Origin of the sequence: Kitasatospora sp. NPDC058218 (assembly GCF_042882445.1) — a bacterium.
Lineage (GTDB): Bacteria > Actinomycetota > Actinomycetes > Streptomycetales > Streptomycetaceae > Kitasatospora.
Map to the genome: position 1 here is coordinate 20,309 of NZ_JBHVWC010000055.1, position 25,386 is coordinate 45,694.

General features: G+C 73.9%; 22 protein-coding genes. 10 read left to right on the forward strand and 12 right to left on the reverse strand.

Features of this window, described 5'->3' with window-relative positions:
* Positions 1-91 precede the first annotated feature (91 nt).
* The 4 genes from ACFVYI_RS30175 to ACFVYI_RS30190 all read right to left on the reverse strand — a co-directional run bounded on the left by ACFVYI_RS30175 (position 92) and on the right by ACFVYI_RS30190 (position 2,520).
* Positions 92-751, reverse strand: coding sequence for an HAD family hydrolase (locus tag ACFVYI_RS30175; RefSeq protein ID WP_387891479.1), 660 nt, complete (start codon positions 749-751; stop codon positions 92-94).
* A gap of 68 nt (positions 752-819) precedes the next feature.
* Complete coding sequence (locus tag ACFVYI_RS30180; protein WP_387891481.1) at positions 820-1,023, reverse strand: DUF397 domain-containing protein; 204 nt, start codon at positions 1,021-1,023, stop codon at positions 820-822.
* On the reverse strand, positions 1,013-1,882 hold the full coding sequence (locus ACFVYI_RS30185; RefSeq protein ID WP_387891482.1) for a helix-turn-helix domain-containing protein: 870 nt from the start codon (positions 1,880-1,882) through the stop codon (positions 1,013-1,015). Before ACFVYI_RS30185 ends, ACFVYI_RS30180 begins: the two co-directional genes overlap by 11 nt.
* Positions 1,883-2,079: 197 nt before the next feature.
* Complete coding sequence (locus tag ACFVYI_RS30190) at positions 2,080-2,520, reverse strand: hypothetical protein (RefSeq protein WP_387891484.1); 441 nt, start codon at positions 2,518-2,520, stop codon at positions 2,080-2,082.
* A gap of 96 nt (positions 2,521-2,616) precedes the next feature.
* On the opposite strand from ACFVYI_RS30190, the gene ACFVYI_RS30195 reads away from it, so the two are divergent.
* Positions 2,617-3,537, forward strand: coding sequence for a PfkB family carbohydrate kinase (locus ACFVYI_RS30195; RefSeq protein WP_387891486.1), 921 nt, complete (start codon positions 2,617-2,619; stop codon positions 3,535-3,537).
* A gap of 30 nt (positions 3,538-3,567) precedes the next feature.
* Here ACFVYI_RS30195 and soxR read toward each other — a convergent pair whose 3' ends face one another.
* A complete protein-coding gene (soxR, locus tag ACFVYI_RS30200) occupies positions 3,568-4,116 on the reverse strand; it encodes a redox-sensitive transcriptional activator SoxR (RefSeq protein ID WP_387891488.1) in 549 nt (182 codons plus the stop codon).
* A 56-nt stretch (positions 4,117-4,172) separates the two neighbouring features.
* Between soxR and ACFVYI_RS30205 the strand changes: the two genes are divergently transcribed.
* Together ACFVYI_RS30205 and ACFVYI_RS30210 are read left to right on the forward strand one after the other, a co-directional pair.
* Complete coding sequence (locus ACFVYI_RS30205) at positions 4,173-4,874, forward strand: transketolase (RefSeq protein WP_387891489.1); 702 nt, start codon at positions 4,173-4,175, stop codon at positions 4,872-4,874.
* 59 nt (positions 4,875-4,933) lie between these two features.
* Complete coding sequence (locus tag ACFVYI_RS30210) at positions 4,934-5,827, forward strand: transketolase family protein (protein ID WP_387891490.1); 894 nt, start codon at positions 4,934-4,936, stop codon at positions 5,825-5,827.
* A 61-nt stretch (positions 5,828-5,888) separates the two neighbouring features.
* On the opposite strand, the gene treZ is transcribed toward ACFVYI_RS30210, so the two are convergent.
* From treZ to glgX, 3 genes are all read right to left on the reverse strand, one after another.
* Complete coding sequence (treZ, locus tag ACFVYI_RS30215; RefSeq protein ID WP_387891491.1) at positions 5,889-7,634, reverse strand: malto-oligosyltrehalose trehalohydrolase; 1,746 nt, start codon at positions 7,632-7,634, stop codon at positions 5,889-5,891.
* Positions 7,631-10,084 (reverse strand): malto-oligosyltrehalose synthase, encoded by a 2,454-nt coding sequence (gene treY / locus ACFVYI_RS30220; protein WP_387891492.1) that lies wholly within the window; start codon positions 10,082-10,084, stop codon positions 7,631-7,633. Before treY ends, treZ begins: the two co-directional genes overlap by 4 nt.
* A gap of 117 nt (positions 10,085-10,201) precedes the next feature.
* Positions 10,202-12,334, reverse strand: coding sequence for a glycogen debranching protein GlgX (glgX, locus tag ACFVYI_RS30225; RefSeq protein ID WP_387891493.1), 2,133 nt, complete (start codon positions 12,332-12,334; stop codon positions 10,202-10,204).
* 444 nt (positions 12,335-12,778) lie between these two features.
* On the opposite strand from glgX, the gene ACFVYI_RS30230 reads away from it, so the two are divergent.
* Both ACFVYI_RS30230 and ACFVYI_RS30235 read left to right on the forward strand, forming a co-directional pair.
* Positions 12,779-14,056: an SAV2148 family HEPN domain-containing protein gene (locus ACFVYI_RS30230; protein ID WP_387891495.1), complete on the forward strand. Its 1,278-nt coding sequence runs from the start codon at positions 12,779-12,781 to the stop codon at positions 14,054-14,056.
* A 114-nt stretch (positions 14,057-14,170) separates the two neighbouring features.
* Complete coding sequence (locus ACFVYI_RS30235; RefSeq protein ID WP_387891497.1) at positions 14,171-15,121, forward strand: GNAT family N-acetyltransferase; 951 nt, start codon at positions 14,171-14,173, stop codon at positions 15,119-15,121.
* A gap of 46 nt (positions 15,122-15,167) precedes the next feature.
* Here the strand turns inward: ACFVYI_RS30235 and ACFVYI_RS30240 are convergent, their stop codons facing one another.
* Complete coding sequence (locus ACFVYI_RS30240; protein WP_387891499.1) at positions 15,168-15,521, reverse strand: DoxX family protein; 354 nt, start codon at positions 15,519-15,521, stop codon at positions 15,168-15,170.
* A 95-nt stretch (positions 15,522-15,616) separates the two neighbouring features.
* Here ACFVYI_RS30240 and ACFVYI_RS30245 point away from each other — a divergent pair, with 95 nt between their 5' ends.
* The 4 genes from ACFVYI_RS30245 (at position 15,617) to ACFVYI_RS30260 (ending at position 17,989) form a co-directional block, all read left to right on the forward strand.
* The gene (locus ACFVYI_RS30245; RefSeq protein WP_387891501.1) at positions 15,617-16,048 is read left to right on the forward strand and encodes a winged helix-turn-helix transcriptional regulator; all 432 of its coding nucleotides are present in this window, start codon (positions 15,617-15,619) and stop codon (positions 16,046-16,048) included.
* Between the two features lie 499 nt (positions 16,049-16,547).
* On the forward strand, positions 16,548-16,889 hold the full coding sequence (locus ACFVYI_RS30250; RefSeq protein WP_387891502.1) for a hypothetical protein: 342 nt from the start codon (positions 16,548-16,550) through the stop codon (positions 16,887-16,889).
* Complete coding sequence (locus ACFVYI_RS30255) at positions 16,886-17,194, forward strand: hypothetical protein (RefSeq protein ID WP_387891504.1); 309 nt, start codon at positions 16,886-16,888, stop codon at positions 17,192-17,194. Before ACFVYI_RS30250 ends, ACFVYI_RS30255 begins: the two co-directional genes overlap by 4 nt.
* A 93-nt stretch (positions 17,195-17,287) precedes the next feature.
* On the forward strand, positions 17,288-17,989 hold the full coding sequence (locus tag ACFVYI_RS30260) for an exonuclease domain-containing protein (RefSeq protein WP_387891506.1): 702 nt from the start codon (positions 17,288-17,290) through the stop codon (positions 17,987-17,989).
* Positions 17,990-18,021: 32 nt separating this feature from the next.
* On the opposite strand, the gene ACFVYI_RS30265 is transcribed toward ACFVYI_RS30260, so the two are convergent.
* The 3 genes from ACFVYI_RS30265 to ACFVYI_RS30275 form a co-directional block, all read right to left on the reverse strand.
* On the reverse strand, positions 18,022-19,059 hold the full coding sequence (locus tag ACFVYI_RS30265; protein ID WP_387891508.1) for a polysaccharide deacetylase family protein: 1,038 nt from the start codon (positions 19,057-19,059) through the stop codon (positions 18,022-18,024).
* Positions 19,060-19,205: 146 nt separating this feature from the next.
* Positions 19,206-20,099: a phosphotransferase enzyme family protein gene (locus ACFVYI_RS30270; protein WP_387891510.1), complete on the reverse strand. Its 894-nt coding sequence runs from the start codon at positions 20,097-20,099 to the stop codon at positions 19,206-19,208.
* Between the two features lie 162 nt (positions 20,100-20,261).
* Complete coding sequence (locus ACFVYI_RS30275) at positions 20,262-22,502, reverse strand: MMPL family transporter (protein ID WP_387891552.1); 2,241 nt, start codon at positions 22,500-22,502, stop codon at positions 20,262-20,264.
* 545 nt (positions 22,503-23,047) lie between these two features.
* Between ACFVYI_RS30275 and ACFVYI_RS30280 the strand changes: the two genes are divergently transcribed.
* Positions 23,048-25,222 (forward strand): MMPL family transporter, encoded by a 2,175-nt coding sequence (locus ACFVYI_RS30280; RefSeq protein ID WP_387891512.1) that lies wholly within the window; start codon positions 23,048-23,050, stop codon positions 25,220-25,222.
* Positions 25,223-25,386 lie beyond the last annotated feature (164 nt).

Consider the following 25,386-nt stretch of genomic DNA (forward strand, 5'->3'; position numbering starts at 1 on the left):
GGCGGCGGGGCCTCCGGGGGCCGTCGGGCGGGCGTTCGGGGGGTCGGCGGGAGGCGGCGTTCCCCAGCAGGAGGTAAAGCTTTCCGGGCCGTCACGGAGCGGCGGCCGCGCCGCCGACGGCGTGGCCGATCGCGGTGGCGACGTCCTCGGCGACCAGGGTGGGCCGGTACGCGTCCTGAGCCCACGGCCGGCCGGCCGACACCCAGACGCTGCGCAGACCGAGCGCGTGCGCGCCCGCGATGTCGGCGTGCGCCGAGTCGCCGACCATCCAGGCGCCGGCGAGGGGGTGCCCGACCGCCTCGGCCGCGGCGCGGAAGATCTCCGGCCCGGGCTTCTTGTGGCCGACGGCCTCGGAGACCACCCAGCCCTCGACGATCCGGTCGAGCCCGGTGCGCCGGATCTTCGTCTCCTGTTGCACGGTGGCGCCGTTGGTGACGATGACGCACGTCCAGCCGTCGGCCCGCGCCCGGGTCAGGGCCAGGCGGGTGGACTCGGCCAGCGCCACGAGATCGGCGCCGCCGTTGTCGAGCAGGGCGTCGACGGCGCCCGCGGGCGCCGAACTCCCGTACCGGTCGGCGATGGCGGCGGCCATCCGGTCGTTCGGCGTGTACCCGCTCGCGTCGAGTTCCGCGATCCAGCCGAGGTCCGCGGCGGGCAGACGGTGCTCGGCGAGGAACGTCCGGACGGAGGCCAGGAAGGCGGTGTCGCGGTCGATCAGGGTGTTGTCGAGATCCAGCATCAGCAGCGGCATGAGCGGCAGTAGATCACAGCGGGTGTCCGCACCCGCCTGGCCGGCCGGGCCCCTGCCCGCGCCGAGTGTCAGCGGTGGTGGGGGAGTTCACCGGTGTGGAGCGCGGTGAGGAAGGACCGCCAGGCGTCGGTGGTGAAGGCGAGGGCGGGGCCGTGCGGGTCCTTGCTGTCCCGGACCGGCACGGCGCCGGGAACACCGTCGGCGACCTCGACGCAGTTCCCGCCCTCGCCGCCGCTGAAGCTGCTCTTGCGCCACGTCAGGTCAGCTGTCATCTCGGTACCCCTCTGCTGCTAGTTCGCTCATCCAGGACAGCGAATCCTCGGGACTCAGCGCAGATTCCGCAAGCTGGTCGAAGACAAACTCATGACGGGCGATATCCGACTCCTTCTCGATGTACAGGCTGCTCGTCAGAGCTTCGGCGTAGACGATCTGGCCCGGAACATCAGAGAAGGAGAGAATGTGGAAGGCCATGCTCATCGCCGGATGGGCCCCGGCGGCGAACGGCAGGACCTGGATCACGACCGTCGGTCTCTGGGCGAGTTCGACGAGATGGGCCAGCTGCCCGCGCATCACCTCGGGCCCGCCGACCGCTCGGCGCAGCACGGCCTCGTTGAGGACCGCCCGTACCGAGGGCGGGGTCGGGCGGGTGAAGATCTCCTGCCGCTGCATGCGCAGCCCGGCCCGTCGGGCGACGAGGGGTTCGGTGTCCGCCCGGTGCCCCGAAAGCGAGCTGCGGAACGTGGCCCGCGCGTAGTCGGCGGTCTGGAAGATCCCGGGGACCAACTCGGCCTCGTAGGCGCGGATGAGCGCGGCGTCGGCCTCCAGCCCGACATAGGTCTGGAACCAGTCGGGGAGGGCGTCCCCGTAGTCGTGCCACCAACCCCGTTGGGTGCTGCGGCGGGTCAGTGAGATGAACTGCCGCCGCTCGAACTCGTCGCTGACTCCGTACAGTTCGAGCAGTGCGCGGACGTCCGACTCCTTCAGGGTGGTCTGGCCCGACTCTATTCGGGAGACCTTTGCCGCGCTGAATCCGAGGGTGTCGGCGACGGCCTTCGCCTGGAGCCCGGTCTGCTCGCGCAGGCGGCGAAACTCGGAGCCGAGCCTACGCCGGAGCACGGTCGGGCTGTCCACTCTGGCCGCTCCTTGTCAGTTGACGTCGAGTCACAGTCTGCCACCTCCTCTCGTGATCACAAGAGTCTTACCAGCTCAGGCAATTCCATGAGTGCGTACGTGCACGATGTCGGGACGGAGGCATTGCGAGCGGGCGCGATTGCGACGGTTCTCCGAACGGTCAGGGCGACCGGACGCCGGGCATTCCGGGGGCCGCCTCAGCGGTGGTCGTCGGCCTTTCCGGCGGCGCGGAGGCCTCCGGCGACCGCCGCGCCGAGGAAGAGCACGAACACCGAGTCCCAGGGCAGCGATGCGCCGAGGATCATCGGAAGCCAGAGCACGACGCTCAGGACGGACAGCACGGCGGCGGCCCAGGCGTGGCCGTCGCCGTTCAGGCCGCTGCGGATCCGCAGGAAGGCGGCCAGCCAGAGCGTCGCCAGGACGCCTCCGGCGACCACGAGGGCGCCGGCGAGCACTCTCGCGAAGGTGTATCCGATGAGATCGTCGCTGTCGCTGCCGGCGGCCTCCTCTGTGGTGGGGCCGTACGTCAGGGCGAAGGCGCCCCAGCAGAGCGCGCTCGTCGCCCAGAGGGCGGCGAGCGCGATCGCGGCGCGCGCGGCCGGGGCGAGCCGGCCGGGCCGGGCGTCGGTCGAGGTCATGGTGATCATGGTAGGAGCCGGCGCAAGGGCGTCGGCCGAGCCCTCCGGTGGCGCCGGGGCATGGCGATCCGGTGCCCGACCGTCTAGACAGGAGGGATGAGCACTCCCTCTCCCGGCCGTGTCGTGGCCGTCGGATCGGTGAACGCCGACCGGATCCTGCGCTGTCCCGTCCTGCCCGCGCCCGGCGAGACGGTGCTGGTGACCTCCGCCGCCGAGGGGTTCGGGGGCAAGGGGGCCAACCAGGCCGTCGCCGCCGCCGGCCTGGGGGCGGCCACCCACCTGGTCGCCAGGGTCGGCGCGGACGACGCCGGCCGCCGGGCGCTGGCCGAGCTGCGCACCCGCGCGGTCGGTACCGACACGGTGCGCACCGACGGATCGGCCGGGACCGGACAGGCGATCGTCATGGTCGATCCCGGCGGGGAGAACAGCATCCTCGTCCTGCCGGGCGCGAACGCCCTGCTCTCGGCCGACGAGGTCGCCGACGCCCTGGCGGCCCTGCGGCTGCGCGCCGGTGACGTGGTGCTGACCAGCGGCGAAGTCCCGCCCCCGTGCCTCGACGCGGCGGCCCGGGCCGCCGGGGCGGTGGCCGGCGTCCGGTGGGTCCACAACGCCGCCCCGGCCGGGACGCTCCCGGCCGGGGCCGCCGAACACCGCGCGCTGCTCGTCGCCAACGCCGTCGAGGCCCGGCAGCTCACCGGCGTCGGCGATCCGGTCGGGGCGGCCCTGGCACTGGCCGCGCTCGGGGAGGCCGCGGTGGTCACCCTCGGTGGTGACGGCGCGCTGGTGGCCGGGGGCGGGCGCACCGAGCACCTGGTGGCCCCGTCGGTGACCGTCGTCGACACCACCGGCGCCGGCGACGTCTTCTGCGGCGCGCTCGCCGCCGAACTCGCCCTCGGCGCCCCCTTCGTCCGGGCGGCCGCCACCGCCGTCGCCGCCGGGGCCTTCGCCGTCACCGGGCCCGGTGCCCGCGGCGCGGTGCCGCGCCGCGCCGACCTCGACCGCCTGCTCGCACGCTGAGGGCCCGCCCCGGCGGCGCCTCCGGAGCGGTCAGTGGCCGGCGGCCCGCGGTTCGCCGGGGGCCGGCTCGGGGCCGGTGGCCGGGTCGCGGGTGAGCAGGTAGCGGGCGCCGGGGCCGGCGGCGGCGGCGCGGTCGGCGGCGTTGTAGAGGGCGCAGCGGGAGAGCGAGAGGCAGCCGCAGCCGATGCAGCCGGTGAGCTTGGCCTTGAGCCGCTCCAGTTCGGCGATCTGCTGGTCGATCCGGCTCTGCCAGGACAGGGCGACGCCGTCCCACTCGGCGCCGGTGGGGGCGCGGTGCTCGGGGAGGCGGTCCAGGGCGACCTTGGCCTCGTCGAGGGAGAGGCCGACGCGCTGGGCGGCGCGGATGAAGGCGACCCTGCGCAGCGTGGCGCGGGTGTAGCGGCGCTGGCCGCCGGCGGTGCGGGTGGCGTGGATCAGGTCGAGCTTCTCGTAGTAGCGCAGTGCGGAGGTGGCGAGGCCGCTGCGCTCGGAGAGCTGGCCGATGGTGAGCAGGTCGTGCCGGCTCGGTCCGGAGGAGGCGCCGGGGGCCTCGCCGCGGGCGGATGCGGGAGCGGTCATGGCGCACACTGTAGCGGCTTGACTTCAAGTCGACTTCAAGTTGCAGCATCGTGGGCATGACGACGAACACCCGCACCGCCACCGCCTTCGAGGAGCTCACGGGCCTGATGGGCCTGATGACCGGCGCCGAGAAGCACGGCCCCGCCGCCACCTCCACGCTGGACGTCCTCTGGGTGCTGTACGACCGCGTCCTGCGCGTCACCCCGGGCACCGCGGACGACCTGGAGCGCGACCGCTTCCTGCTCTCCAAGGGCCACGGCCCGATGGCGTACTACGCGGTGCTGGCGGCCAAGGGATTCATCGACCCGGAGCTCCTGCCGAGCTTCGGCGCCTACGACTCGCCGCTCGGCCACCACCCGGACCGCACGCTCGTCCCCGGAGTGGAGATCAGCTCCGGCTCGCTCGGGCACGGCCTGCCGCTGGCGGTCGGCTCCGCGCTCGGGCTGCGGGCCCGGGGGCTCACCGACCCGGCGGTCTGGGTCCTGATCGGGGACGCGGAGTTCGACGAGGGGTCGAACCACGAGGCGGTGGCCTTCGCCGGCGCGTACGGGCTGGACCGGCTGCACGCCGTCGTCATCGACAACTCCTCGGCCACGCACGGGTGGCGGGGCGGCATCGCGGCGCGCTTCGCCGCCGAGGGCTGGTCGGTCGCGACCGTGGACGGGCGCGATCACGAGGCGCTGTACGCGGCGTTCACCGCCGAGCACCCGGGGCGCCCGCGGGTGGTGGTCGCCCGGGTGGAGCCCAAGGGGCACTGAGCGCCGTGCCCGCCCCGACCACCGTCATGACCTCCTACCAGTAAGGGACTTCACCACCCATGGACACCATGCGCGAGCGCTTCCTCGACGTGACCACCCGGCTGCTCGACGACGACCCCCGGCTGGCCGTCGTGCTGGCCGACATCAGCGCCGCCGGCTTCGCCCCCGCGGCCGAGCGCCACCCCGACCGGGTCGTCAACGTGGGCATCCGCGAGCAGCTGCTGATCGGCGCGGCCGGCGGCCTCGCCCTCGCCGGGATGCGGCCGATCGCCCACACCTTCGCCAGCTTCCTGATCGAACGGCCCTTCGAGCAGGTCAAGTTGGACCTCGTCCACCAGGGTGTCGGCGCGGTCCTGGTGAGCGCCGCCGGCTCCTACGACTGGCCCGCCGGCGGCCGTACCCACATGTCGCCGGGCGACGTCGCGCTGCTGGACACCCTGCCGGGCTGGACGGTTCACGTGCCGGGCCACCCGGACGAGGCGGAGCAGCTGCTGCGGCACGCGGTGGCCGACGGCGACCGCAACGTGTACGTGCGCCTGTCGGAGCACCGGAACGCCGCGGCGGTGCCCGTCGAGGCGGGCCGCTTCACCGTCGTGCGCCGGGGAGCGAAGGGCGTGGTGCTCGCGGTCGGCCCGATGCTGGACGCCGTGCTGGCGGCCACCGAGGGCCTGGACGTGTCCGTGCTGTACGCGGCCACCGTGCGGCCGTTCGACGTGGCCGGGCTCCGGGAGGCCGTCCGCGGGCGCGCGGACGTGGTGCTGGTCGAGCCCTACCTGGCCGGGACGTCCGCCGGCGAGGCGCACGCGGCGTTGGCGGACCGGCCGCACCGGGTGCTCGCCCTCGGCGTGCCGCGCGAGGAGCACCGGCACTACGGCTCGATCGCGGAGCACCTGGCCGCCTACGGCCTCGACGCGGCCACGCTGCGGGAGCGGATCGGCACCTTCCTCTGGTGACCCGCCCGAGTGCTCCGCCGGCCGGCCCTCCGCCGGCCCGCCCGGCGGGTCCTGCCGCAGGTCACAGCTGGACGATCGCGACGGAGTCCGGTCCCAGCCGCACCACCGCACCGTCGAGCGAGCACTCCCCGAAGGACGCCACCACCTCCCGTCCCGCAGCCCCGAGCGGCAGTTCGGCGGCCCGGTCGCCCAGGTTGACGGCCACCCGGTGGGCGCCCCGGTGCAGCACCAGCCACCGGGCCGCCTCGTCGTACTCGACCCGGACGGCCGCGAGGTCCGGGTCGGTGAGCTCCGGCCGGGTGCGTCGCAGTCGGATCAACGTCCGGTACCAGGCGAGCAGTTCGGCGTGCGGGGCGCGCCGCGGCTCGGTCCAGTCGAGGACGGAGCGCAGCACGGTGGCCGGCTCCTGGGGGTCCGGTACCGCGTCCGCCCGCCAGCCGTGCTCGGCGAACTCCCGCCGCCGGCCCTGGCGGACGGCCTCGGCGAGGTTCGGGTCGGTGTGGTCGGTGAAGTACTGCCAGGGGGTTGCCGCGCCCCACTCCTCGCCCATGAACAGCATCGGGGTGAACGGCGAGGCCAGCACCAGCGCGGCCCCGCAGGCGAGCCTGCCGGGGGCGAGGCCGGGGGAGAGCCGGTCGCCCAGTGCCCGGTTGCCGATCTGGTCGTGGGTCTGCAGGTAGCCGAGCAGCCGGTGGCCGTGGGCGGGCGGGAAGGGGCGGCCGTGGCCGCGGCCCCGGAACGACGACCAGCTGCCGTCGTGGAAGAAGCCCCGGGTGAGCGCCTTGGCCACGGCGGCCAGCGGCGTTCGGGCGAAGTCGCCGTAGTAGCCCTGGGATTCGCCGGTGAGCGCGGTGTGCAGCGCGTGGTGGAAGTCGTCGCTCCACTGGGCGGTGAGGCCCTGGCCGCCGGCCTCGCGCGGGGTGGTGGTGCGGGGGGAGTTGAGGTCGGACTCGGCGACCAGGAACAGCGGCCGGTTGGTGGCGATCGCCAACTCGTCGACCGCGCGGGAGAGTTCCTCCAGGAAGTGGACGGCGCGGTCGTCCGCGAGGGCGTGCACGGCGTCCAGTCGCAAGCCGTCGATCCGGTAGTCGCGCAGCCAGGCCAGCGCGCTGCCGATCAGGTAGCGGCGCACCTCGTCCGAGCCGGGGGCGTCCAGGTTGACCGCCGAGCCCCACGGCGTGTGGTGCCGGTCGGTGAAGTACGGGCCGAACGCGGGCAGGTAGTTGCCGGCCGGGCCGAGGTGGTTGTGCACCACGTCGAGGACGACGCCGAGGCCCTTGCGGTGCGCGGCGTCCACGAAGCGCTTCAGGCCGTCCGGGCCGCCGTAGGGCTCGTGCACGGCCCAGAGCGAGACTCCGTCGTAGCCCCAGCCGTGCCGGCCGGGGAACGGGCAGACCGGCAGCAGCTCGACGAAGTCGACGCCCAACTCGACCAGGTGGTCCAGGTGTTCGGCGGCTGCCTCGAAGGTTCCGGCGGCGGTGAAGGTGCCGATGTGCAGCTCGTACAGGACGGCGCCGGGCAGCGGGCGGCCGCGCCAGCCGGTCTGCGACCAGCGGAACGCGCCGTGGTCGACGGGCCGGCTGGGCCCGTCCGGCCCGTGCGGCTGCCGGGGCGAGCGCGGATCCGGCAGCGGGCGGCCGCCGTCCAGCCGGAACGCGTAGTCCCCGGCCGGCGCCTCGCCGTGCCACCAGCCGTCCCGCCGGCCGTCCCGGGCCAGCGGGTGCCGCGCGCCGTCGACCTCCACCTCGACCCGCGTCGCGGCGGCCGGGGCCCACACCTCGTAGGTTCGGACCTCGTGCGTCGTCACGCCCCGCCCTCCCTGGTCAGCAGCGCCACCGGGTGCGTCGCCAGCAGCTCCGCCACCGCCACCGGGCCGGCGGCGAACCGGCGCCCGGTCAGTTCGTCCGTCCAGGCCCCGCCGCCGGCCGGCAGGTCCAGGTCGGTGTCCTGCCAGCCGCCCGCCCGGGCGAGCCCGTACGGCAGCCGGGTGACCGCCGTGATCATGTCGCCGCCGCGCGCGAAGGCGAGCAGGTGGTCGGCGCCGCGGCCCCGGGCGTCCAGCGGCCGGTAGGCGCCCGGGGGCCGGCGGCGGCGCAGGTGCAGCGCCGTCCTGGTCAGGTGCAGCTTCTCCCGGGCGAGGTCGCCCGGCCGGGGGGCGGCCGAGTCGGTCAGCCGGACGGCGAGCGCGCCGAGGTCCACCACGCCCCGGTTGTCCGGGTCGACCAGGGTGTACAGCGGCTCCTCGCTGCCCTGGTAGAGGTCCGGTACGCCGGGCACCGTCAGGTGCAGCAGCGCGGCGGAGAGGGTGTTGGCCCGGGCGTACGGCGCCAGGGCGTGCACGTAGCCCTCGATCCGGGGGAGCAGCCCCGGGTTGCCGTGGACGGCCCGGGCGCGGTCGGCGAGGGCCTGCTCGAAGCGGGCGTCGGGGGCCGTCCAGGAGGTCTGCCGCTTGGCCTCGCGCGCGGCCTTGAGCAGGGCGGGGACGAGCCGCTCCGGGGTGATCGGCCAGGCCGCGACCAGCGTCTGCCAGAGCAGCCAGTCACTGTTCGGGTCGCCCCCGGGGCCGGCGGCGGTGGACCAGGCGGCGGCCTCGGCGGCCCAGCCGTCCGGCTGTTCGGCCAGCACGGCGAGGCGGGCGCGGGCGTCGGCGCTGCGCTTGGTGTCGTGGGTGGAGAGCACGGTCATGGTGGCCGGCCAGTGCGCCTCCACGTACCGGCACCAGTCGTGGAACGCGGCGGGCGCGAGCCCCGGCCGGGCCGGCTCGCCGCCGACCTCGTTCAGGGCGAGCAGCGCGTTCCACCGGTAGAAGGCGGTGTCCTCGACGCCCTTGGCGGCCACGGCGGCGGCGGTCTGCGCGAAGCGGACGCAGAACTCGTCCTTCTCGGGGCCGCTGCCGAGCCGGCCGAGGGCGAGGTCGGCGACCAGCCGCCCGGTGGCGTCCTCGGAGCCGTCGAGCGCGGCGCGGACCTGCTCCTCGGAGACCGCCGGGGCGGGCTCGCCGGGCCGCACGTACGGGCGGTACGCCGGGTAGCCGCTGAGCAGCCGTTGCAGGGCGTCCCGCAGCTGCCAGGGCGCGTGGTCGGCGTGCGCGGGCTCGGCGGCGCCGATCCGTACGGCGAGCCGGACCAGCCGCTCGACCTCGGCGGCCAGCTCGCCGTGCGGACCGGTCATCTCGGCCCGCCCGCGCCGGGCGGCGGCGACGGCCGGGTGCGGGTCGGCGCACGGCTCGCCGGCGGGGCCGCCGGGCCCTGCCCCGTCGACCGCGTGCTCGTAGGCGCCCGCCAGCCGGCCGGCGCCGGCGTGGTCGGTGAGCACGCCGTCGATGCGCAGCAGCGCGTCGTACCCGGTGGTGCCGGCGCACGGCCAGTCCTCGGGGAGGCGCTCCTCGCCGGTGAGGATCTTCTCCACCACCGTGTACGCGCCGCCGGTGGCCTCGGCGAGCCGGCGCAGGTAGCCGCGCGGGTCGGCCAGGCCGTCCGGGTGGTCGATCCGGAACCCGTCCAGGACGCCCTCGCGGTGCAGCCGCAGCAGCACACCGTGGGTCGCGTCGAACACCTCGGGGACTTCGACCCGGACGGCGATCAGCTCGTTGACGGTGAAGAACCGCCGGTAGTTCAGCTCGGTGCGGGCCAGCCGCCACCAGGCGAGCCGGTACCACTGCCGGACGAGCAGCTCCGGCAGGGGGAGGCCGGCGGTGCCGGGCCGCAGCGGGAGGGCGTGGTCGTGGTAGCGGAGCTCCTCGCCGTCGACGACGAGGTCGCCGAGGACGGCCCCGAGCCGGTCGCCGAGCAGCGGGAGCAGCACCCGGCCGCGTCCGGGGGCGTCCGGCGGCCCCGGCTGGGCGGCCCAGTCGATGTCGAACCAGGGCGCGTACGGCGAGTCGGGGCCGTCCCGCAGGACGTGCCAGAGCGGCCGGTTCAGCCGCTCGGGGACGGGGACGGCCATGTGGTTGGGCACCACGTCGGCGATCAGCCGCAGGCCGTGCCGGTGGGCCTCGGCGGCCAGCGCGCGCAGCGCCTGCTCGCCGCCGAGCTGGGCGCTGATCCGGCCGTGGTCGACGGTGTCGTAGCCGTGGGTGGAGCCGGGGGCGGCCTCCAGCAGCGGGGAGAGGTGCAGGTGCGAGACGCCGAGGGCGGCCAGGTAGGGCACGGCGGCGGTGGCGTCGCCCAGGGTGAAGCCGGGCTGGAGCTGGAGGCGGTAGGTGGCGGACGGTACTGCGGCCGGGCGGGGCTGCGCGGGCTCGGCGGCGTAGGTCATGTCTCCATGAGTACCCGTGCGAGCCCGCGGCCAAGACCCGTTGCTGATCCGAACAGGTGAACGCGCCGGGTGTGGCGCGCCGGGGCCGGTCGGAGGATGGGGACTCGACGGCACTCCCTAGGCCGGCCGCTGGAGCACCATCAGCGAGCGGTCGGTGAGCCAGAGGGCGTCCCCGGCCTTGACCCGGGCCCCGGAGCCCGGGGCGGGCAGCCGGGGCTGGGCGGTGTCGACCACGACCTGCCACTCCTGCCCGTGGTCGGCCGGGACGGTGAACTCCAGCGGCTCGAAGTGGGCGTTGAACATCAGCAGGAAGGAGTCGTCGACGATCCGCCCACCGCGCCGGTCCGGCTCCGAGATGGCGTAGCCGTTGAGGAAGACGGTGAGCGACTTGGCGTAGCTGGCACCCCAGTTGCGCTTGGTCATCTCCTCCCCGCCGGGGGTGAACCAGGCGATGTCGGTGAGGTCCTCGTAGCTGCTGGCGGCGGGGCGGCCGGAGACCGGGCGGCCGTGGAAGAAGCGGCGCCGGCGGAACACGGGGTGGTCGCGGCGGAGCCAGATCATGCCCTGGGTGAACTCCAGCAGCCGGGCCTCGGGCCCGTCCCCCTCGGGCCAGTGCACCCAGGCGAGCTCGTTGTCCTGGCAGTAGGCGTTGTTGTTGCCCTGCTGGGTGCGGCCGAGCTCGTCGCCGTGCGAGAGCATCGGCACGCCCTGGGAGAGCATCAGGGTGGCGATCAGGTTGCGCTGCTGGCGGGCGCGCAGCTCCTCGACGGCCGGGTCGGTGGTGGGGCCCTCGGCTCCGCAGTTCCAGGAGCGGTTGAAGGACTCGCCGTCCCGGTTGTCCTCGCCGTTGGCCGCGTTGTGCTTGTCGTTGTAGGAGACCAGGTCGCGCAGGGTGAAGCCGTCGTGGCAGGTGACGAAGTTGATCGAGGCGATCGGGCGGCGGCCGTCGTCCTGGTAGAGGTCGGAGGAGCCGGTGAGCCGGGAGCCGAACTCGGCGAGCGTGGCGTTCTCGCCGCGCCACAGGTCGCGCACGGTGTCCCGGTACATGCCGTTCCACTCCGTCCACAGCGGCGGGAAGTTGCCCACCTGGTAGCCGCCCTCGCCGAGGTCCCAGGGCTCGGCGATCAGCTTGGCCTGGGAGACCACCGGGTCCTGCTGGACGAGGTCGAAGAACGAGGAGAGCCGGTCCACCTCGTGGAACTGGCGGGCCAGCGTGGCGGCGAGGTCGAAGCGGAAGCCGTCGACGTGCATCTCGGTGACCCAGTAGCGCAGCGAGTCCATGATCAGCTGGAGGACGTGCGGGCTGCGCATCAGCAGGCTGTTGCCGGTGCCGGTGGTGTCCTCGTAGAACCGCTGGTCCTGGGCGAGCCGGTAGTAGGAGACGTTGTCCAGGCCGCGCAGCGAGAGGGTGGGGCCGAGGTGGTTGCCCTCGGCGGTGTGGTTGTAGACGACGTCCAGGATCACCTCGATGCCGGCCGCGTGCAGCGCCTTCACCATCGACTTGAACTCCTGCACCTGCTGGCCTCTGTCCCCGGTGGAGGAGTAGGAGGAGTGCGGGGCGAAGAAGCCGACGGTGTTGTAGCCCCAGTAGTTGGACAGGCCGAGGTCGCGCAGCCGGTGGTCGCGGACGAACTGGTGTACCGGCATCAGCTCGATCGCGGTGACGCCGAGCTTGGCCAGGTGCTCGATCACCGCGGGGTGGGCCAGGCCCGCGTAGGTGCCGCGGATCTCCTCGGGGATGCCCGGGTGGAGCCTGGTGAGGCCCTTCACATGGGCCTCGTAGACCACCGTGCGGTGGTAGTCGGTGCGCGGCGGCCGGTCGGTGCCCCAGTCGAAGTACGGATTGACGACCACCGAGTGCATGGTGTGCGGGGCGGAGTCCAGGTCGTTGCGGCGCTCGGGGGCACCGAAGTGGTAGCCGTAGACCGATTCGTCCCAGTCGATGTTCCCGCTCATCGCCTTGGCGTACGGGTCCAGCAGCAGTTTGGCGCTGTTGTGCCGCTGGCCGAGCCCCGGGTTGTACGGTCCGTGGACGCGGAAGCCGTACCGTTGGCCGGGCTGGACCCCGGGGAGGTAGGCGTGCCGGACGAAGGCGTCCGTCTCGCGCAGCTCGACGGCCGTCTCCGACCCGTCCTCGTCGAGCAGGCAGAGCTCGATCCGGTCGGCGCTCTCGGAGAACACCGCGAAGTTGGTGCCGGCCCCGTCGAAGGTGGCACCGAGGGGGTAGGGCTTCCCTGGCCAGACCTGCATGAGTCCTCAACTTCCTTGTATAGAAGGGAAACTGACAGGTAGTCCGACTATCAGCCCGGACCCCGACGCTCTCTTCCCGGCCTCGCGGCCGGGCATGTGCGGCGGTCGCGCACCGTGACGCACGGCACAGTCCGCATACTCCCCGACGCCGTCCCCGACAGCGGGGCCATTCGCCGCGTGTTCGCCCGAACGGGTGTCCGGCGGGTGCTCCCGGGGCCGCCGGGACGCACGGGCCGGCCGGGGCGCGCGCACCCCCGTCGGCCAACCGGCTGCGGGCTCCTCGCGGCGGGCAGTACCCTTGATCGTCCGGCCGCCCCGCGCCGTGGCGATCCATCAGGGGGCGCGGCGACAGCGGCCGCAGAAGAACCGACAGAACCCGACCGAAGATCCGACAGGCGATCCGGCAGACGCACCGGCTCCGGCAGCAATCAGGTGAGGTGGCGCATGGTGTACCCCGCCGGCGGCCGTGGCGGTGGGCCCGGCGGCCCCGACCGGGGCGGCGCCCGCAGCGAGGCTCCGACGGTCGTCATGCGCCCCACCCTGACCGGCCGGGCCGTGGTGCCCGCCCAGGGCGGCCCGGTCGAGATACCCGCCCTCGCGTGGTCCGGCGCCGAGTGGGAGGACGCCTACCAGCGGGTCCGGCTGGCCGGGCGGGCGTACGTCTGGCTCAACCTGGTCGAGCAGCGGCTGCGCTCCCTCGTCGACGAGGTGCTCTACCCCATCTACGCACCCGCCCACGGCGAGGACTGGGTGACGGCCGCGGCCGGCCCGGCCGGCGAGGAATGGGCCCACCGGGCCGGCGCCGTCCGCGAGGTCAGCCGCCGCAAGGGCTACCTGCTCGACCCGGCCGACGACGACCCGCTGGTCTTCCTCACCCTGCCCCAGCTGCGCGAGCTGATGGTCCAGCACTGGCCCTGCTTCGAGCCGTACCTGGCCGACCGCCGGGAGATCGAGCTGGCGCTGGACGAGCTGGAGGTCGCCCGGCACGTCGTCTCCCGCAACCGCGTCCTCACCCAGACCGTGCTCGCCCAGACCGAACGCGCCGCCGCCCGGCTGCTCGCCCTGCTGGACGGCGGCACCGGCGGCGTCCCCGCCGACGTCGTCGAATCCCTGGTGGCCGGCCGGTACGCGGACGTGGTCGCGGTGCACGCCGACCGGGTCCGGCTCCAGCGCGACCTGCCGGTGGAGGACCTGCTGGACGGCGCCCGGCGGCTGGACGCGCTCGGCATCGGCCTCGGCATGCTGTGCCAGAACTACACCGGCAAGCGCCTGGTCCGCCTGGCCACCGACGGCTGCCGGGTCCGGCTGCTCTTCCTCAACCCGGCGAGCAGCGCCGTCCGCCGCCGCGAGCGCGAACTGGGCCTCGGGCGCGGCGAACTGGCCCGCTCGATCGAGATGAACATCATGCACGTGCGCCGGGTCCGGGCCCGGCTGCGCGACCAGGGCGGCTTCGAGATCCGGGTCTTCGACGAGACCCCGCGCTTCACCGCCTACCTGGTCGAGGGCCCGCGCCCGGCCGGCCAGACCGGCGGGCCCCGCCGGCAGACCCGCGACCTCGGTGTCGTCCAGCCCTACCTGCGCCGGGCCCGCGGCATGGAGTCGCCCGCCCTGGTGCTGCGCGGCGGCGCGGGCCAGCAGCCGGGCGGCACCGACGCCGGGCTGCTGGAGGTCTACCGCGAGGAGTTCGAGGGCATCTGGGGGGACTCCCGGCCGGTCTCCTGAGCGGCCGGCCGGCCGGCGGGCCGGGGCGGGCGATCCGGCCCGGGTGTCGCCCGGGGCGGGCGGCCTGCCGAAAACGCCTGGTCCGACCGTCCGGGCCGCTGGAAGACTGCCCGGGTGAACACCACCCCCGCCTGGACCGTGCGCGCGGCCGAGACCGCCGATGTCGAACCCGTGGCCGAGCTGCGCGCCGTGGTGCTGCGCCCCGACCTCGAACGGCTCGGCCGCTACGACGAGGACCGGGTCCGCCGGCGGCTGCGCGACGCCTTCTCCACCCGCTGGACGTCGATCGTGCTGGTCGACGGCGTCTTCGCCGGCAGCGTCACCGTCCGTCCCGCCGAGCAGGGCGGCCGACTGCTGGAGCACTTCTACCTCGCCCCGCAGCACCAGGGCCGGGGGCTCGGCTCGGCCGTGCTGCGCCGAGCCCTGGCGGAGGCCGACGCCGCGGGCGACCCCGTCCGCCTCGACGTCCTCCAGGGCAGCCCGGCCCGCCGCCTCTACGAGCGGCACGGTTTCGTCCTGGAGGCGGAGGACCCGATCGACGTCCACCTGTTCCGCCCGCCCGTCACCTCGCCCGCCGCCGTCCGGCTGCAGGACCGGGCCCTGCTCCGGAGCATCGGCGAGCTGCGGGCCCGCGAGGTGGTGGAGGCGGCCTGCGAGGCGCTGGTCGCAGGCCTCGACACGCCGGCCCTGCGGATGCTCGCCGCCTGCACCTACGGCGAGGCGGAGGCCTGTGTCGCCGACCTCCTGCCGCCCGCGCTGGCGGAGCTCGGGCTGGTCTTCCACCCGCTCGACAGCCGCTCCGGAGAGGCGGCCGGCCTGGTGGCCCTGGCCGGCCGCCTGCTCACCGGCGAGCTGACGCCGAGGGAGCTGGCCGACGCCGTCCACCGCCGGTACGGGCACGAGTCCGAGGCGGCCGAGACGCTTGCCCAGCTCGACGACGACTACGGCGTCCTGGAGTACATCCACCGGACGGAGGGCGAGGTCGACGCCGAGGTGTGGGCCGAGGCCCGCCGGCTGACCGCGCACACCGCGCACACCGCGCCCGTCGCGCTCGTCGTGCCGTAGGGCCTCCGGGCGAACGACGGGAGACCCTGGGGCACGACGACGGACCCTAGGCCGGGGTGGCAGCGTGCAGCACGATCAGGGCGACGGAGGCCAGGGTGAGGACCACGGCCGGAGACGCGCCCTTGCGGTCGCCGACGCGCAGGTGGAAGGCGACCGCCCCGGTGAAATAGAGCGTCAGGCCGATCGCGGCGGCGATTCCGACGGGTCCCCACCAGAGGCCGACGATCGCACCGGCCGCGCCGGCGACCTGGGCGCCGATCAGGAAAGCCATCATGCTCTGCGGCACTCCGAGGGTGGTCATCTGCTCGGTGATGTGCCGCGTCCGCAGAGACTTGGCCCCGGCCGATATCAGGAGAAGCGCCGACATGACCGCGGTGACGACGGCAAGGGAGACGAACACGGCTGAAACCTCAATCATGCGAGATGCGAGTAGAGGGGAGTGCGCACCCCGATGACGATAGGCAGCCGATAGGTACCTCCAGGTAACTTTCGAGCATGAGCCTGCGACCCGGAATTTCCTTCCTCGCCGACTGCCCCGCTCTCCTGGCCATGGAGATCATCGCCAGCAAGTGGTCCATGGTCATGCTCTTCGCGCTGACCGAAGGCCCGTTGCGCCACGGCGAGTTGGTCGAGCTGAGCGGTGGCATCTCGCGCAAGGTACTGACCCAGACGCTGCGCCGACTCCAGGCCAACGGGCTCGTCGAGCGGCACGCGTACGCCGAGGCGCCGCCGCGCGTGGAGTACTGCCTGACCGATCTCGGGCGAACCCTGGAGGAGCCCATCAGAATGCTCACTGCATGGGCACGGGAGAACGGCGAGGCGGTCGTCACCTTCCGGGAAGCAGCAGAGGCTGCCAGGATCATCGAGGTGGATCAGGCGACCTTGGTGAAGACCTCTCCTGCCGACGAGAGTCTGAACCGTTTCTGATCGGTAGTAGTAGGCGACTGCCGCATCGCCGCCAGCAGGCTTCAACTGCAAGCGGGCTGCCGGCCGTCAACAGCTTGAGGCGAGGCCGTGGCGATGCAGATCGGCGGCCTCACCTGGGGGTGGCCAGGGGCTCGGATACGCCCAGTTCCGAGCTGGTGAGTGGCGCGATCCAGGAGCTCGATGTGAAGCCCGGCGGCGCTGGGCTCCACACGCGTCAGCCCCTGTAGGTCTCGCCGAGGGCTACTTCCGGAGGCGTGCCGGGAAGCTGGGTGCGGCCGTAGGAGAGTGCGAGAGTCAGGGGGAACGTGACTGTGCCGAACGAGTGGGGCCGCCCATGCCTGCGCGGCGTGCACGAGCACGGCGAGTCGCGTGTCTCCCGTCACCAGCCGATCGGCCGCGACCTCGAACCACACGACCACCCGAAATGCCGACGGCTCCTGGCCAGAGTCGCTGGTCAGGGGCCGTTCCGCGCGGAGGGCGTGGGATTCGAACCCACGGCATGGGGCCACCATGCGACAGTTCTCAGAACCGCGCCCGCCCCACCGGAGCCGCCCGCAACCCGCTCGGTCTCAAGGACGGCATCGAGAACCCCGACACCGCGTCGGCCCGCCAGATGGACGAGCTGGTCCGGGTCGGCGAGAGCGGCGGAGAACCGGCCTGGGCCGTCGGCGGCAGCTGCCGGGCGATCCGCGCCATCCGCACCCTGGTCGGCCCCTGGGACGAGGTCGCGCTCCAGCGGCAGGAGCGGATCATCGGCCGCCGCAAGGCCGACGGCGCCCCGCTCGGCCGCACCGACGAGACCGACGCCCCGACTTCGGCCACGACCCGGACGGCGCCGTGATCGCCCTCGACTCCCACATCCGGCTGGCCAACCCGCGCACCGACGCCACCCGCGCCGAGCGCATCCTGCGCCGCGCCTTCACCCACGACCGCGGCCTCGACGAGCTGGGCGAACCCGAGCTCGGCCTGGCCTTCTGCTGCTACCGGCAGGACGTGGTCCGCCAGTTCGAGGCCGTCCAGACCCGCCTCGCCGACGAGCCGCTGGCCCGCTTCCTGCGCCCCACCGGGGGCGGTTACTTCTACGTCCTCCCCGGTGTGCGGGACAGCGCCGACCGGCTGGGCCGGAGCCTGCTCGCGGGGGCCTGAGCGCGGTGCCCGCCCGCCCCACCGGCGGCGTTGTCGGTGGGGCGGGCGATGATAGGGGCTGTTTCGACCAGCAGGACGGAAGGACACACCCCTATGAGCTGGTGGCAGCAGCCACTGGTCGGCTTCGACCTGGAGACCACGGGCACCGACCCGGCCGTGGACCGCATCGTCACGGCCGCCCTCGTGGACACCGTCGGAGCCCGCCGGCTGAGCGCCACCGGCTGGTTGCTCGACCCCGGTGTCCCGATCCCCGCCGAGGCCGCGGCGATCCACGGCATCGGCGACGACCTCGCCCGCAGCAAGGGCCGCCCGGCCAAGGAGGCGGTGGAGGAGATAGCCACCGCGCTCTGCGAGCGGCTCGCCGCCGGCCGCCCGGTGGTCGCCTTCAACGCCCCCTTCGACCTCTCGCTGCTCGATGCCGAGCTGCGCCGCCACGGCCTGGCCCCGCTGGCCGAGCGCCTCGGCGGTCCGGTCGCGCCCGTCCTCGACGCCCTGGTCATCGACCGGGCCGTCGACAAGTACCGCAAGGGCTCGCGGACCCTGCAGCGGGTCTGCGAGGTGTACGGGGTCGAGCTGACCGACGCCCACGAGGCCGGCAGCGACGCCCTCGCCGCCGTCCGGGTCGCCGTCGCCCTCGCCGAGCGCTACCGCGCCGAGGTCGGTGACGTCCCGCTCGCCGTGCTGCACGCCCGCCAGGTCGACTGGCACCGTGCCTGGGCGGAGAGCCTGGAGGCCTGGCTCCGCCGCGCCAAGGACCCGCAGGCCGTCATCGACCCGCGCTGGCCGCTGCGCTGAGCGGCCGCCCGCCCGGGGCGGGCCGGCCGGGTTCAGCGTGCGGGGAAGTCGAAGCGGTAGCCCTGGGCGACCAGCCAGGGGAGCAGCTGCTTCAGAGCGGCGACGGTCTGGCCGCGGTCGCCGCCGCCGTCGTGCAGCAGGATCACGCCGCCGGGCTTGAGTTGGCTCTGCACGGTGGAGACGATCGAGGCGACGCCCGGTCGCGACCAGTCGCGCGGGTCGACCGACCAGCCGAGCGGGCGCAGGCCGTGGTCGGCGGCGATGCGCTGGTTGTCGGCGGTGAATCCGCCACCGGGTGCACGGAACCAGGGCACCTCGGTGCCCGGCCCGCCGGCCTGGACGATCATGTCCCGGGCGGTTGAGATCTCGTACGCGGCCTTGTCGTGCGGGAGCGCGGCGAACGGCTGCGGGTGGGTCACGCTGTGGTCGCAGAGCCGGTGGCCGGCGGCCCGGATCCGCTTGACCACGGCGGGTTCGGCGGCGGCCTGCCGGCCGATCTGGCAGAAGGTCGCCTTGACGCCGTACCGGGCCAGGAGGTCCAGGACCTCGCCGGTGGCGGGGCCCGGCCCGTCGTCGAAGGTGAGCGCCACCGTCCGCCCACCGGAGGCGGTGGAGCGGACGACCGTGGTGGACACGCCGCTGGTGGGCGGAGCGGGCGGGGCCGGTGCCGCCGTGGACGGCCGGGTGGCCGGGGCGGTGGAAGGCGGCGGCGGCTTGGGCGTGGTGGGCCTGGGCGTGGCCGGCCGAGAGGTGGCGGGCTTCGACGCCGGGCCCGTGCCGCTCGGTCCGGCGGGGGCGGGAGCGCTGTTCGACGGCGCGGTGGACGAGGACGACGTCCCGGACGGCGGTGCAGGGGTGGTCGGCACAGGGGCCGGCGCGGACGTCGGCGCGGACGGGACCGGGCCGATGGTGCCCGGCGCGGTGGTGCTCGGTTCGGGCCGGAGCGCGCCGTTGGCGGTGCCGCAGGCGGCCAGGGCCAGCGAGGCGACCACCGCGACGCAGCCCGCGAGCAGCCGGTGGCGGTGCCGGGTGGAGGACGAGGGACGCTGCGAGGGGGCGTGCTCCGGCATGGCGGCGGCTCCTGAGGTACTGGTGCGGGTACCGATCCTCGGTCAGGGCGACTGTCCTGCAGGACGCCGGTCGGGCCGCTCCCGGTTGCGCGCCCGACCCGGCCGGGAGCCACGCGCAACGGGCCCGGGGCAGTCCCGGGGCAGGCTCAGAACGGGTACCAGCGGACCTCGGTGGCGCCCTCGCGCAGCGAGTCGACCCGCCGGCGGAACTCCGCCAGCGCGGCCGGGTTGCCCGGCACCTGCTGCGCCACCCAGGAGGCGCTCGCCGTCTCGCGGGCCCCGCGCAGCACGGCGAAGCCGGACCACTCCCGGACGTCCCAGCCGTACGCCTCGGTGAACGCCCGGTACTCCTCGGCCGGGACGCCGTACCGGTCGTGGCTGAGCGCGAGCACCACCAGGTCGTGCTCGCGCAGATCGTGCGAGGCGTACTCCAGGTCGAGCAGAACGGGCCCGTCCGGCCCGACGTGGACGTTGCGCGGCAGCGCGTCGCCGTGGATCACGCCGGCCGGCAGCTGCGCGGGCAGATCGGACAGTGCGGCGGCGAAGCCGTTGCGGCGGTCCCGGAGGAAGGCGACGTCGGCGGGGTCGACGTGCCCCTCGGCGGAGGCCAGCCAGCGTTCGACGGGCGCGAGCAGGTCGCGCCGGGCGAGCGGGAAGGGCGGCAGCGGCAGCCGGTGCAGGGCGCGCAGCAGCGGTGCGAGGTCCGCCGGCCGGGCGGGCCGCTCGGCCGGCGCGAGCCGGTGCCAGAAGGTGACGGGGTGTCCGTCGACGACCTGTGGCTCGGGCGGGACGGCGTCGTACGGGCGGACCACCGGGATGCCCCGGTCGGCCAGCCAGTGGGCGACGGCGAGTTCCCGACCGGCCCGGTCGGACAGTTCGGGGCCGCGGCCCACCTTGGCCACCACGGCCGGGTCACCGAGGTCGAAGACGGCGTTCTCGCCGAGGGCGAGCAGCCGGGCGTCGCCGGGGTCGGACAGGCCGGCGGACGCGCAGGCCCGGGTGAGCAGCAGCCGGGCGCGGCCCTCGTCGAAGGGGATCATGGGGGGCTGCTCCGTTCCGCGGGGACGCCAGGACGGTGATCATCATGACGCACGCGAGCCGGGCCCCGCGGGATGCGGGGCCCGGCTGCGGACGGTGGCCGGTCGGGAAGGGCCGGTGGACGGTCGGGGGAGGACCGGCGAACGTCCGGGGTGCCCGGGGTGTCAGACCCCGATCCGGCGGTGCCGGGACCGCTCGGACCCGACCGGGGCGGTGGCGGCACCGCCACCCTGGACCGGGCCGCCGGCCGGCGGGACGCTCCCGCCGTGCGAGAGGTCGGGAAGCCACCGCAGCCAGCTGGGCAGGTACCAGTTGCGCTCGTCGAGCAGGGTCATCACCGCGGGCAGCAGCACCGCGCGGATCAGCGTCGCGTCGATCAGCACGGCGACCGCGAGGCCGACGCCCATCTGCTTCATCGCCTGCATGGAGAGGGTGCCGAAGACCGCGAACACCGCGACCATGATCACTGCCGCGCTGGTGACCACCCCGGCGGTGGAGCGGATGCCGTGCGCGACGGCGTCCCGGGTCGGCAGGCCCAGGTCGTGGCCCTCCTTGATCCGGGAGACCACGAAGACGTGGTAGTCCATCGAGAGGCCGAAGAGGATCACGAAGAGGAAGAGCGGCACCCAGGACTCGACCGCGCCGACCCCGGCGGTGCCCAGCAGCGAGGCGCCCACGCCGTGCTGGAAGACCAGTGTCAGCACCCCGTACGCGGCGCCGACCGAGAGCAGGTTGAGCACCACCGCGGTGGCGGCGACGGCCAGCGAGCGGAACGTGGTCAGCATCAGCAGGAAGGCGAAGGCGACCACGAAGCCGAAGACCAGCGGCATCGAGCCGGTCATCCGCTCGTTGAAGTCGTGCGACCCGGCCGTCCGCCCGGTGACCGGCGCCTCGGTGCCGGGCACGGTGAGCACGGTGGCCGGCACCAGCTCCTCGCGCAGGCTCTTCAGCGCGGCGATGCTGGTGGCGTCGTTGCCGCTGCCGTTGAGCGGGATGTCGACGGTGGCGACGTTCTGTTCGGGGTGCACGGTGACGTTCACCGGCCCGTGCATCCGTCCGCCGGCCAGCGCCCTCGCCCGGAGGTCGGCGATCGCGGCGGTCATCGCCGGGGAGTCGATGTCGGCGGCCTTGATCACCACCGAGGCCGGGGCCGGACTGCCGGGGAACGCCGCCTCGATCTTCTGCGAGACGGCGACCAGCGCGTTGCCCGCGGGCAGTTGCTGGCGGAAGGTGAGGTTGGCGGTGTGCATGGTCAGCAGTGGCGCGGCCAGGCCGAGCAGCACGGCGCCGGCGAGCAGGGTGGCGGCCAGCGGGCGGCGCAGCACCGGGGTGAGGACGGCGTTCCAGAACCGGCCGCCGGTGGTGGCGGCGTCGGGGCGGCGCAGTCGGCCGAGCAGCGGGACGCGGCCCTTCTGGACGCGGTCGCCCAGCAGGGAGAGCAGGGCGGGCAGCACGGTGAGCGAGCCGAGCACCGCGGTGACGACGACCAGGATGGTGGCGTAGGCCATGGCCTCGAACTCGGCGATGCCGGTGAGGAACATGCCGGCCATGGCGACCACCACGGTGACCCCGGAGACCAGGACGGCCCGGCCGCTGGTGGCGGCGGCGACCTTCAGCGCGGTCTCCAAGTCCCGTCCGGCGGCCCGCTCCTCGCGCTCGCGGCGCAGGTAGAAGAGGCAGTAGTCGACGCCGACGGCCAGGCCGACCAGCAGCATCACCGAACTGGCGCTGTCGGTGGTGTGCAGGACGCCGCTGCTGAGCGCGACCAGTCCGCCGGCCGCGACGAAGGCGGTGACGGCGAGGACGACCGGCAGGACGGCGGCGACCAGCGCGCCGAAGGCGACCAGCAGGATGCCCAGCGCGAGCGGGACGGCCGTCCACTCGGCGCGGGTGAAGTCGTTGGAGAACTGCTCGTTGATCCACTTGCCGGAGCTGGCGTCGCCGAGCTCGGCCACGGTGAGGTCCGGGTGCTGGCGCTGGACGGCGGCGACGGCGTCCAGGACGGCCGTGACGTTCGCCACAGCCTCCTCGCGCCCGCCCTTGACGTCGAGTTGGACGAGGACGGAGTGCCTGTCCGCCGAGACCGCCCCGGTGTCGTACGGGGAGCGGACGTCGGTGGCCCGGCCGGTGCCGGTCACCCCGGCGACCACCTGCTCGACGGCGGCGCGAAAGCCCGGGGCGTCGGCGGTGGCGGTAGCGCTCTGGATTAGGACGGTCTCGCTGGCGGGGGCCTTGAGCCCGGCCTCGTCGAGGATCCGCGCGGCGCGGGAGACCTGGCCGGGCATCGCCTCGGAGTCGGCGACCTCCGTACTGCCGTGCAGTCCGCCGAGGAACGCGGAGAGGACGACGAACAGCAGCCATCCGAAGATGGCCGTCCGTCTGTGTCGGGCGCTCCAGGCGCCCATCGCGGCAGCCATGCCGAGTTTGGTCTTCACGGAGTTCCCCCTGGGAGAGCGGCGGTCGTCGCCGGCGAGCGCGGGGCCGGAGAGTCGGCCGCCGGAATCGGGCGCCGGCTGCGGGTCCGGCGTCACAATCGACAGTAGGGAAGCGGCTGTTGAGCAGGTATCCGGCTGGCGGGGGAGTCGTTCCGGGGGTCTGCCAGGGGCCGGGGGTGGGGTTATCCCTACCGGGGAACCCTGACTTCTCCTCCCTCCGGGTGGGTGCGAACTCCACCCTGAGGGGGAGCTGTCTCCACCCGGAGTACGAGGTGGACGGGCCGGTCGGCGGGTGAAAATGATGCGGGGCCGCTGTTCGGCGTCCCCGAGGGGGTTGGCTTACGGGGGTTGCTTGCCGGGCGGCAAGCAAGTTCATCGTAGGATGATGTCCTCATCTCACTTACCTGCCGACCGGCTAGGGGCGGGCCTCGTCGCCATGCCCTGCCGGTCCTCCGTCGCCCGACGTCCCGTCCCCCAAGGGCTGCGGTGAACCATGCCCAGGAGGCATCACGAGCATGTTCCACCGACTAGGACACTTCGTCGTCCGTCGCGCCTGGTGGGTGATCGCGGCATGGGTTGTCGCGATGATCGCGATCGTGGCCGGTGCGCCGACGATCACCGCCCAGACCGACGAGGCTTCCTTCCTCCCCAAGCACTACGAGTCCATCCAGGCCTCGGCGCTCCAGGAGAAGGCGTTCCCGGCCAGCTTCACGCCCTCCGCCCTGGCGCTCTTCGAGCGCAACGACGGCGGCGCGATGAACGACGCCGACAAGGCCGCCATGGCCAAGATCGTCCAGGGTCTTACGGACAAGAAGATCGCGGACGTCGAGAAGATCATCCCGGTCAGCGAGCAGACGACGTCCAAGGACGCCAAGTACGCGCTCGCGCCGATCGCCATCGACAAGGCGAAGCAGCAGTCCGAGGACTTCGGCGAGGCCGCCAAGCACCTCCGGGAGGAGGGCAAGTCGCTCGCCTCGGGGACGGACCTGAAGTTCCAGCTCGGTGGCGCCGCCGCCCAGGCGCTGGACCAGAAGGAGTCCTCCGGCTCGGCCGACGCCCTCATCGCGATGTCCACGGTCGTCCTGGTCGCGCTCATCGTCGGGATCATCTTCCGCAGCATCCTGGCCGGCATCCTGCCGGTCCTGATCTCGCTGATGGTCGCCATGCCGACGGCCAACGGCGTGATCGCGTACGCGACCAAGGCGTTCAACCTGGAGAGCACCCCGGTGCTGTCGGCGATCCTGATCGTCGTCGTGCTCGGTGTCGGCACCGACTACTTCCTCTTCCTGGCGTTCCGCTACCGCGAGCGGCTGCGGGCCGGTGACGACCGCAAGGAGGCCGTGGCCAACGCCGTCGGCCGGGTCGGCGAGGCGATCGCCTCGGCGGCCGGTGCCGTCACCGTCGCCTTCGCGGTGCTGGTCCTCTCCAGCCTCGGCATGTTCAAGGCCCTCGGCCCGGCCCTGGCCATCGCGGTGGTCGTCACCGCGTTCGCCTCGCTCACCCTGGCCCCGGCCGTGCTCGCGGTCATCCCGGCCCGCGGCGTGTTCTGGCCGGGCAAGAAGTGGAAGAACGAGCCGAGCAACGCGCGCTTCGCCGCGCTCGGCCGGATGGTCGAGAAGCGCCCCGCCCTGGTCGCCCTGGCCTCCGGCGGCGTGCTGGTGGCGCTGTCGGCCGGCGCCCTGGGCTACAACGGCACCTTCGACCTGGCGGGCAGCTCCATGCCCAAGGACAAGGAGTCGATGGTCGTCCAGGACAAGCTGATGAACGGCTTCTCGGCCGGCGCCGCCGACCCGAGCCACGTCTACCTGACCAGCACCGCGGGCACCAAGCTCGACCCGGCCGCGTTCGAGAGCTTCGCGGCCAAGCTCAGCAAGGTGTCCGGGGTGTCCCCGGTCGCGGCGAAGCCCCAGCTCAGTGAGGACGGCGTGACCGCCGACTTCACCGTCCTGCTCAACAACGAGCCGTCCAGCAACGCCGCGATCGACTCGCTCACCGACCTGCGGGACGTCGCGCACAGCCAGGCGCCGGCCGGCACGGAGGCGAAGGTCGGCGGTCTGACCGCCGTCTACAAGGACATCAACCTGGCGATGACCCACGACTACAAGCTGGTCTTCCCGGTCGCGGGTCTGCTGATCCTGCTCATCCTCGGCCTGCAGCTGCGCAGCGTGGTCGCCCCGTGGTACCTGATGGTCTCGGTCGGCCTCGGCTTCACGGCCACCCTCGGTGCCGCCACGCTGATCTTCCAGAAGATCGGCAGCGAGACCGGTCTGATGTTCATGCTGCCGATCCTCATCTACCTCTTCGTGGTGGCGATCGGTACGGACTACAACATCCTGATCATCGCCCGTCTGCGGGAGGAGGCCCGCGCGGGCCGCAACCCGCGTGAGGCGGCCCGCGAGGCGCTGCGCCACGGTGGTCCGACGGTCGCGGCGGCCGGGTTCATCCTGGCGGCCTCCTTCGCGACCTTCATGCTCGCGGGCAACGTCTTCATGCTGGAGTTCGGCTTCGCGATGGCCTTCGGCATCGCCCTGGCGGCCTTCGTGATGGCGCTCTTCTTCACCCCGGCGCTCACCGCGCTGATCGGCCGTGCCGCCTGGTGGCCCGGTCACGGCGCCGACGACGAGCACCAGTCCGGCGCGGCCCCGCTGGCCGGGTCGCACGGCGTGCCGGAGCCGGCCGGGCGGCGCTGACCGCCCCGTTGCACCGCACAGCACGCGGCGTCCGCTTCGGCGGGCGCCGCGTGCCCGCGTTCCGGGGTCTGCAAACGTGACGTGCCGGGCAAAAAGTCCCCGGTCAATCGGGGTGTCGCCGTGCTACAGTCGACTCAGTTGCAGTTTTGGTTCCCATGAACGTT

Coding starts and splice junctions, on each gene's coding strand:
- ACFVYI_RS30195 (WP_387891486.1), top strand. CDS start 2,617: ATGAGCACTCCCTCTCCCGGCCGTGTCGTGGCCGTCGGATCGGTGAAC.
- ACFVYI_RS30275 (WP_387891552.1), bottom strand. CDS start 22,502: ATGGGCGCCTGGAGCGCCCGACACAGACGGACGGCCATCTTCGGATGG.
- ACFVYI_RS30175 (WP_387891479.1), bottom strand. CDS start 751: ATGCCGCTGCTGATGCTGGATCTCGACAACACCCTGATCGACCGCGAC.
- treY (WP_387891492.1), bottom strand. CDS start 10,084: ATGACCTACGCCGCCGAGCCCGCGCAGCCCCGCCCGGCCGCAGTACCG.
- ACFVYI_RS30205 (WP_387891489.1), top strand. CDS start 4,173: ATGACGACGAACACCCGCACCGCCACCGCCTTCGAGGAGCTCACGGGC.
- ACFVYI_RS30280 (WP_387891512.1), top strand. CDS start 23,048: ATGTTCCACCGACTAGGACACTTCGTCGTCCGTCGCGCCTGGTGGGTG.
- ACFVYI_RS30260 (WP_387891506.1), top strand. CDS start 17,288: ATGAGCTGGTGGCAGCAGCCACTGGTCGGCTTCGACCTGGAGACCACG.
- ACFVYI_RS30265 (WP_387891508.1), bottom strand. CDS start 19,059: ATGCCGGAGCACGCCCCCTCGCAGCGTCCCTCGTCCTCCACCCGGCAC.
- glgX (WP_387891493.1), bottom strand. CDS start 12,334: ATGCAGGTCTGGCCAGGGAAGCCCTACCCCCTCGGTGCCACCTTCGAC.
- ACFVYI_RS30190 (WP_387891484.1), bottom strand. CDS start 2,520: ATGACCTCGACCGACGCCCGGCCCGGCCGGCTCGCCCCGGCCGCGCGC.
- ACFVYI_RS30270 (WP_387891510.1), bottom strand. CDS start 20,099: ATGATCCCCTTCGACGAGGGCCGCGCCCGGCTGCTGCTCACCCGGGCC.
- soxR (WP_387891488.1), bottom strand. CDS start 4,116: ATGACCGCTCCCGCATCCGCCCGCGGCGAGGCCCCCGGCGCCTCCTCC.
- ACFVYI_RS30245 (WP_387891501.1), top strand. CDS start 15,617: ATGAGCCTGCGACCCGGAATTTCCTTCCTCGCCGACTGCCCCGCTCTC.
- ACFVYI_RS30210 (WP_387891490.1), top strand. CDS start 4,934: ATGGACACCATGCGCGAGCGCTTCCTCGACGTGACCACCCGGCTGCTC.
- ACFVYI_RS30250 (WP_387891502.1), top strand. CDS start 16,548: ATGGGGCCACCATGCGACAGTTCTCAGAACCGCGCCCGCCCCACCGGA.
- ACFVYI_RS30230 (WP_387891495.1), top strand. CDS start 12,779: ATGGTGTACCCCGCCGGCGGCCGTGGCGGTGGGCCCGGCGGCCCCGAC.
- ACFVYI_RS30180 (WP_387891481.1), bottom strand. CDS start 1,023: ATGACAGCTGACCTGACGTGGCGCAAGAGCAGCTTCAGCGGCGGCGAG.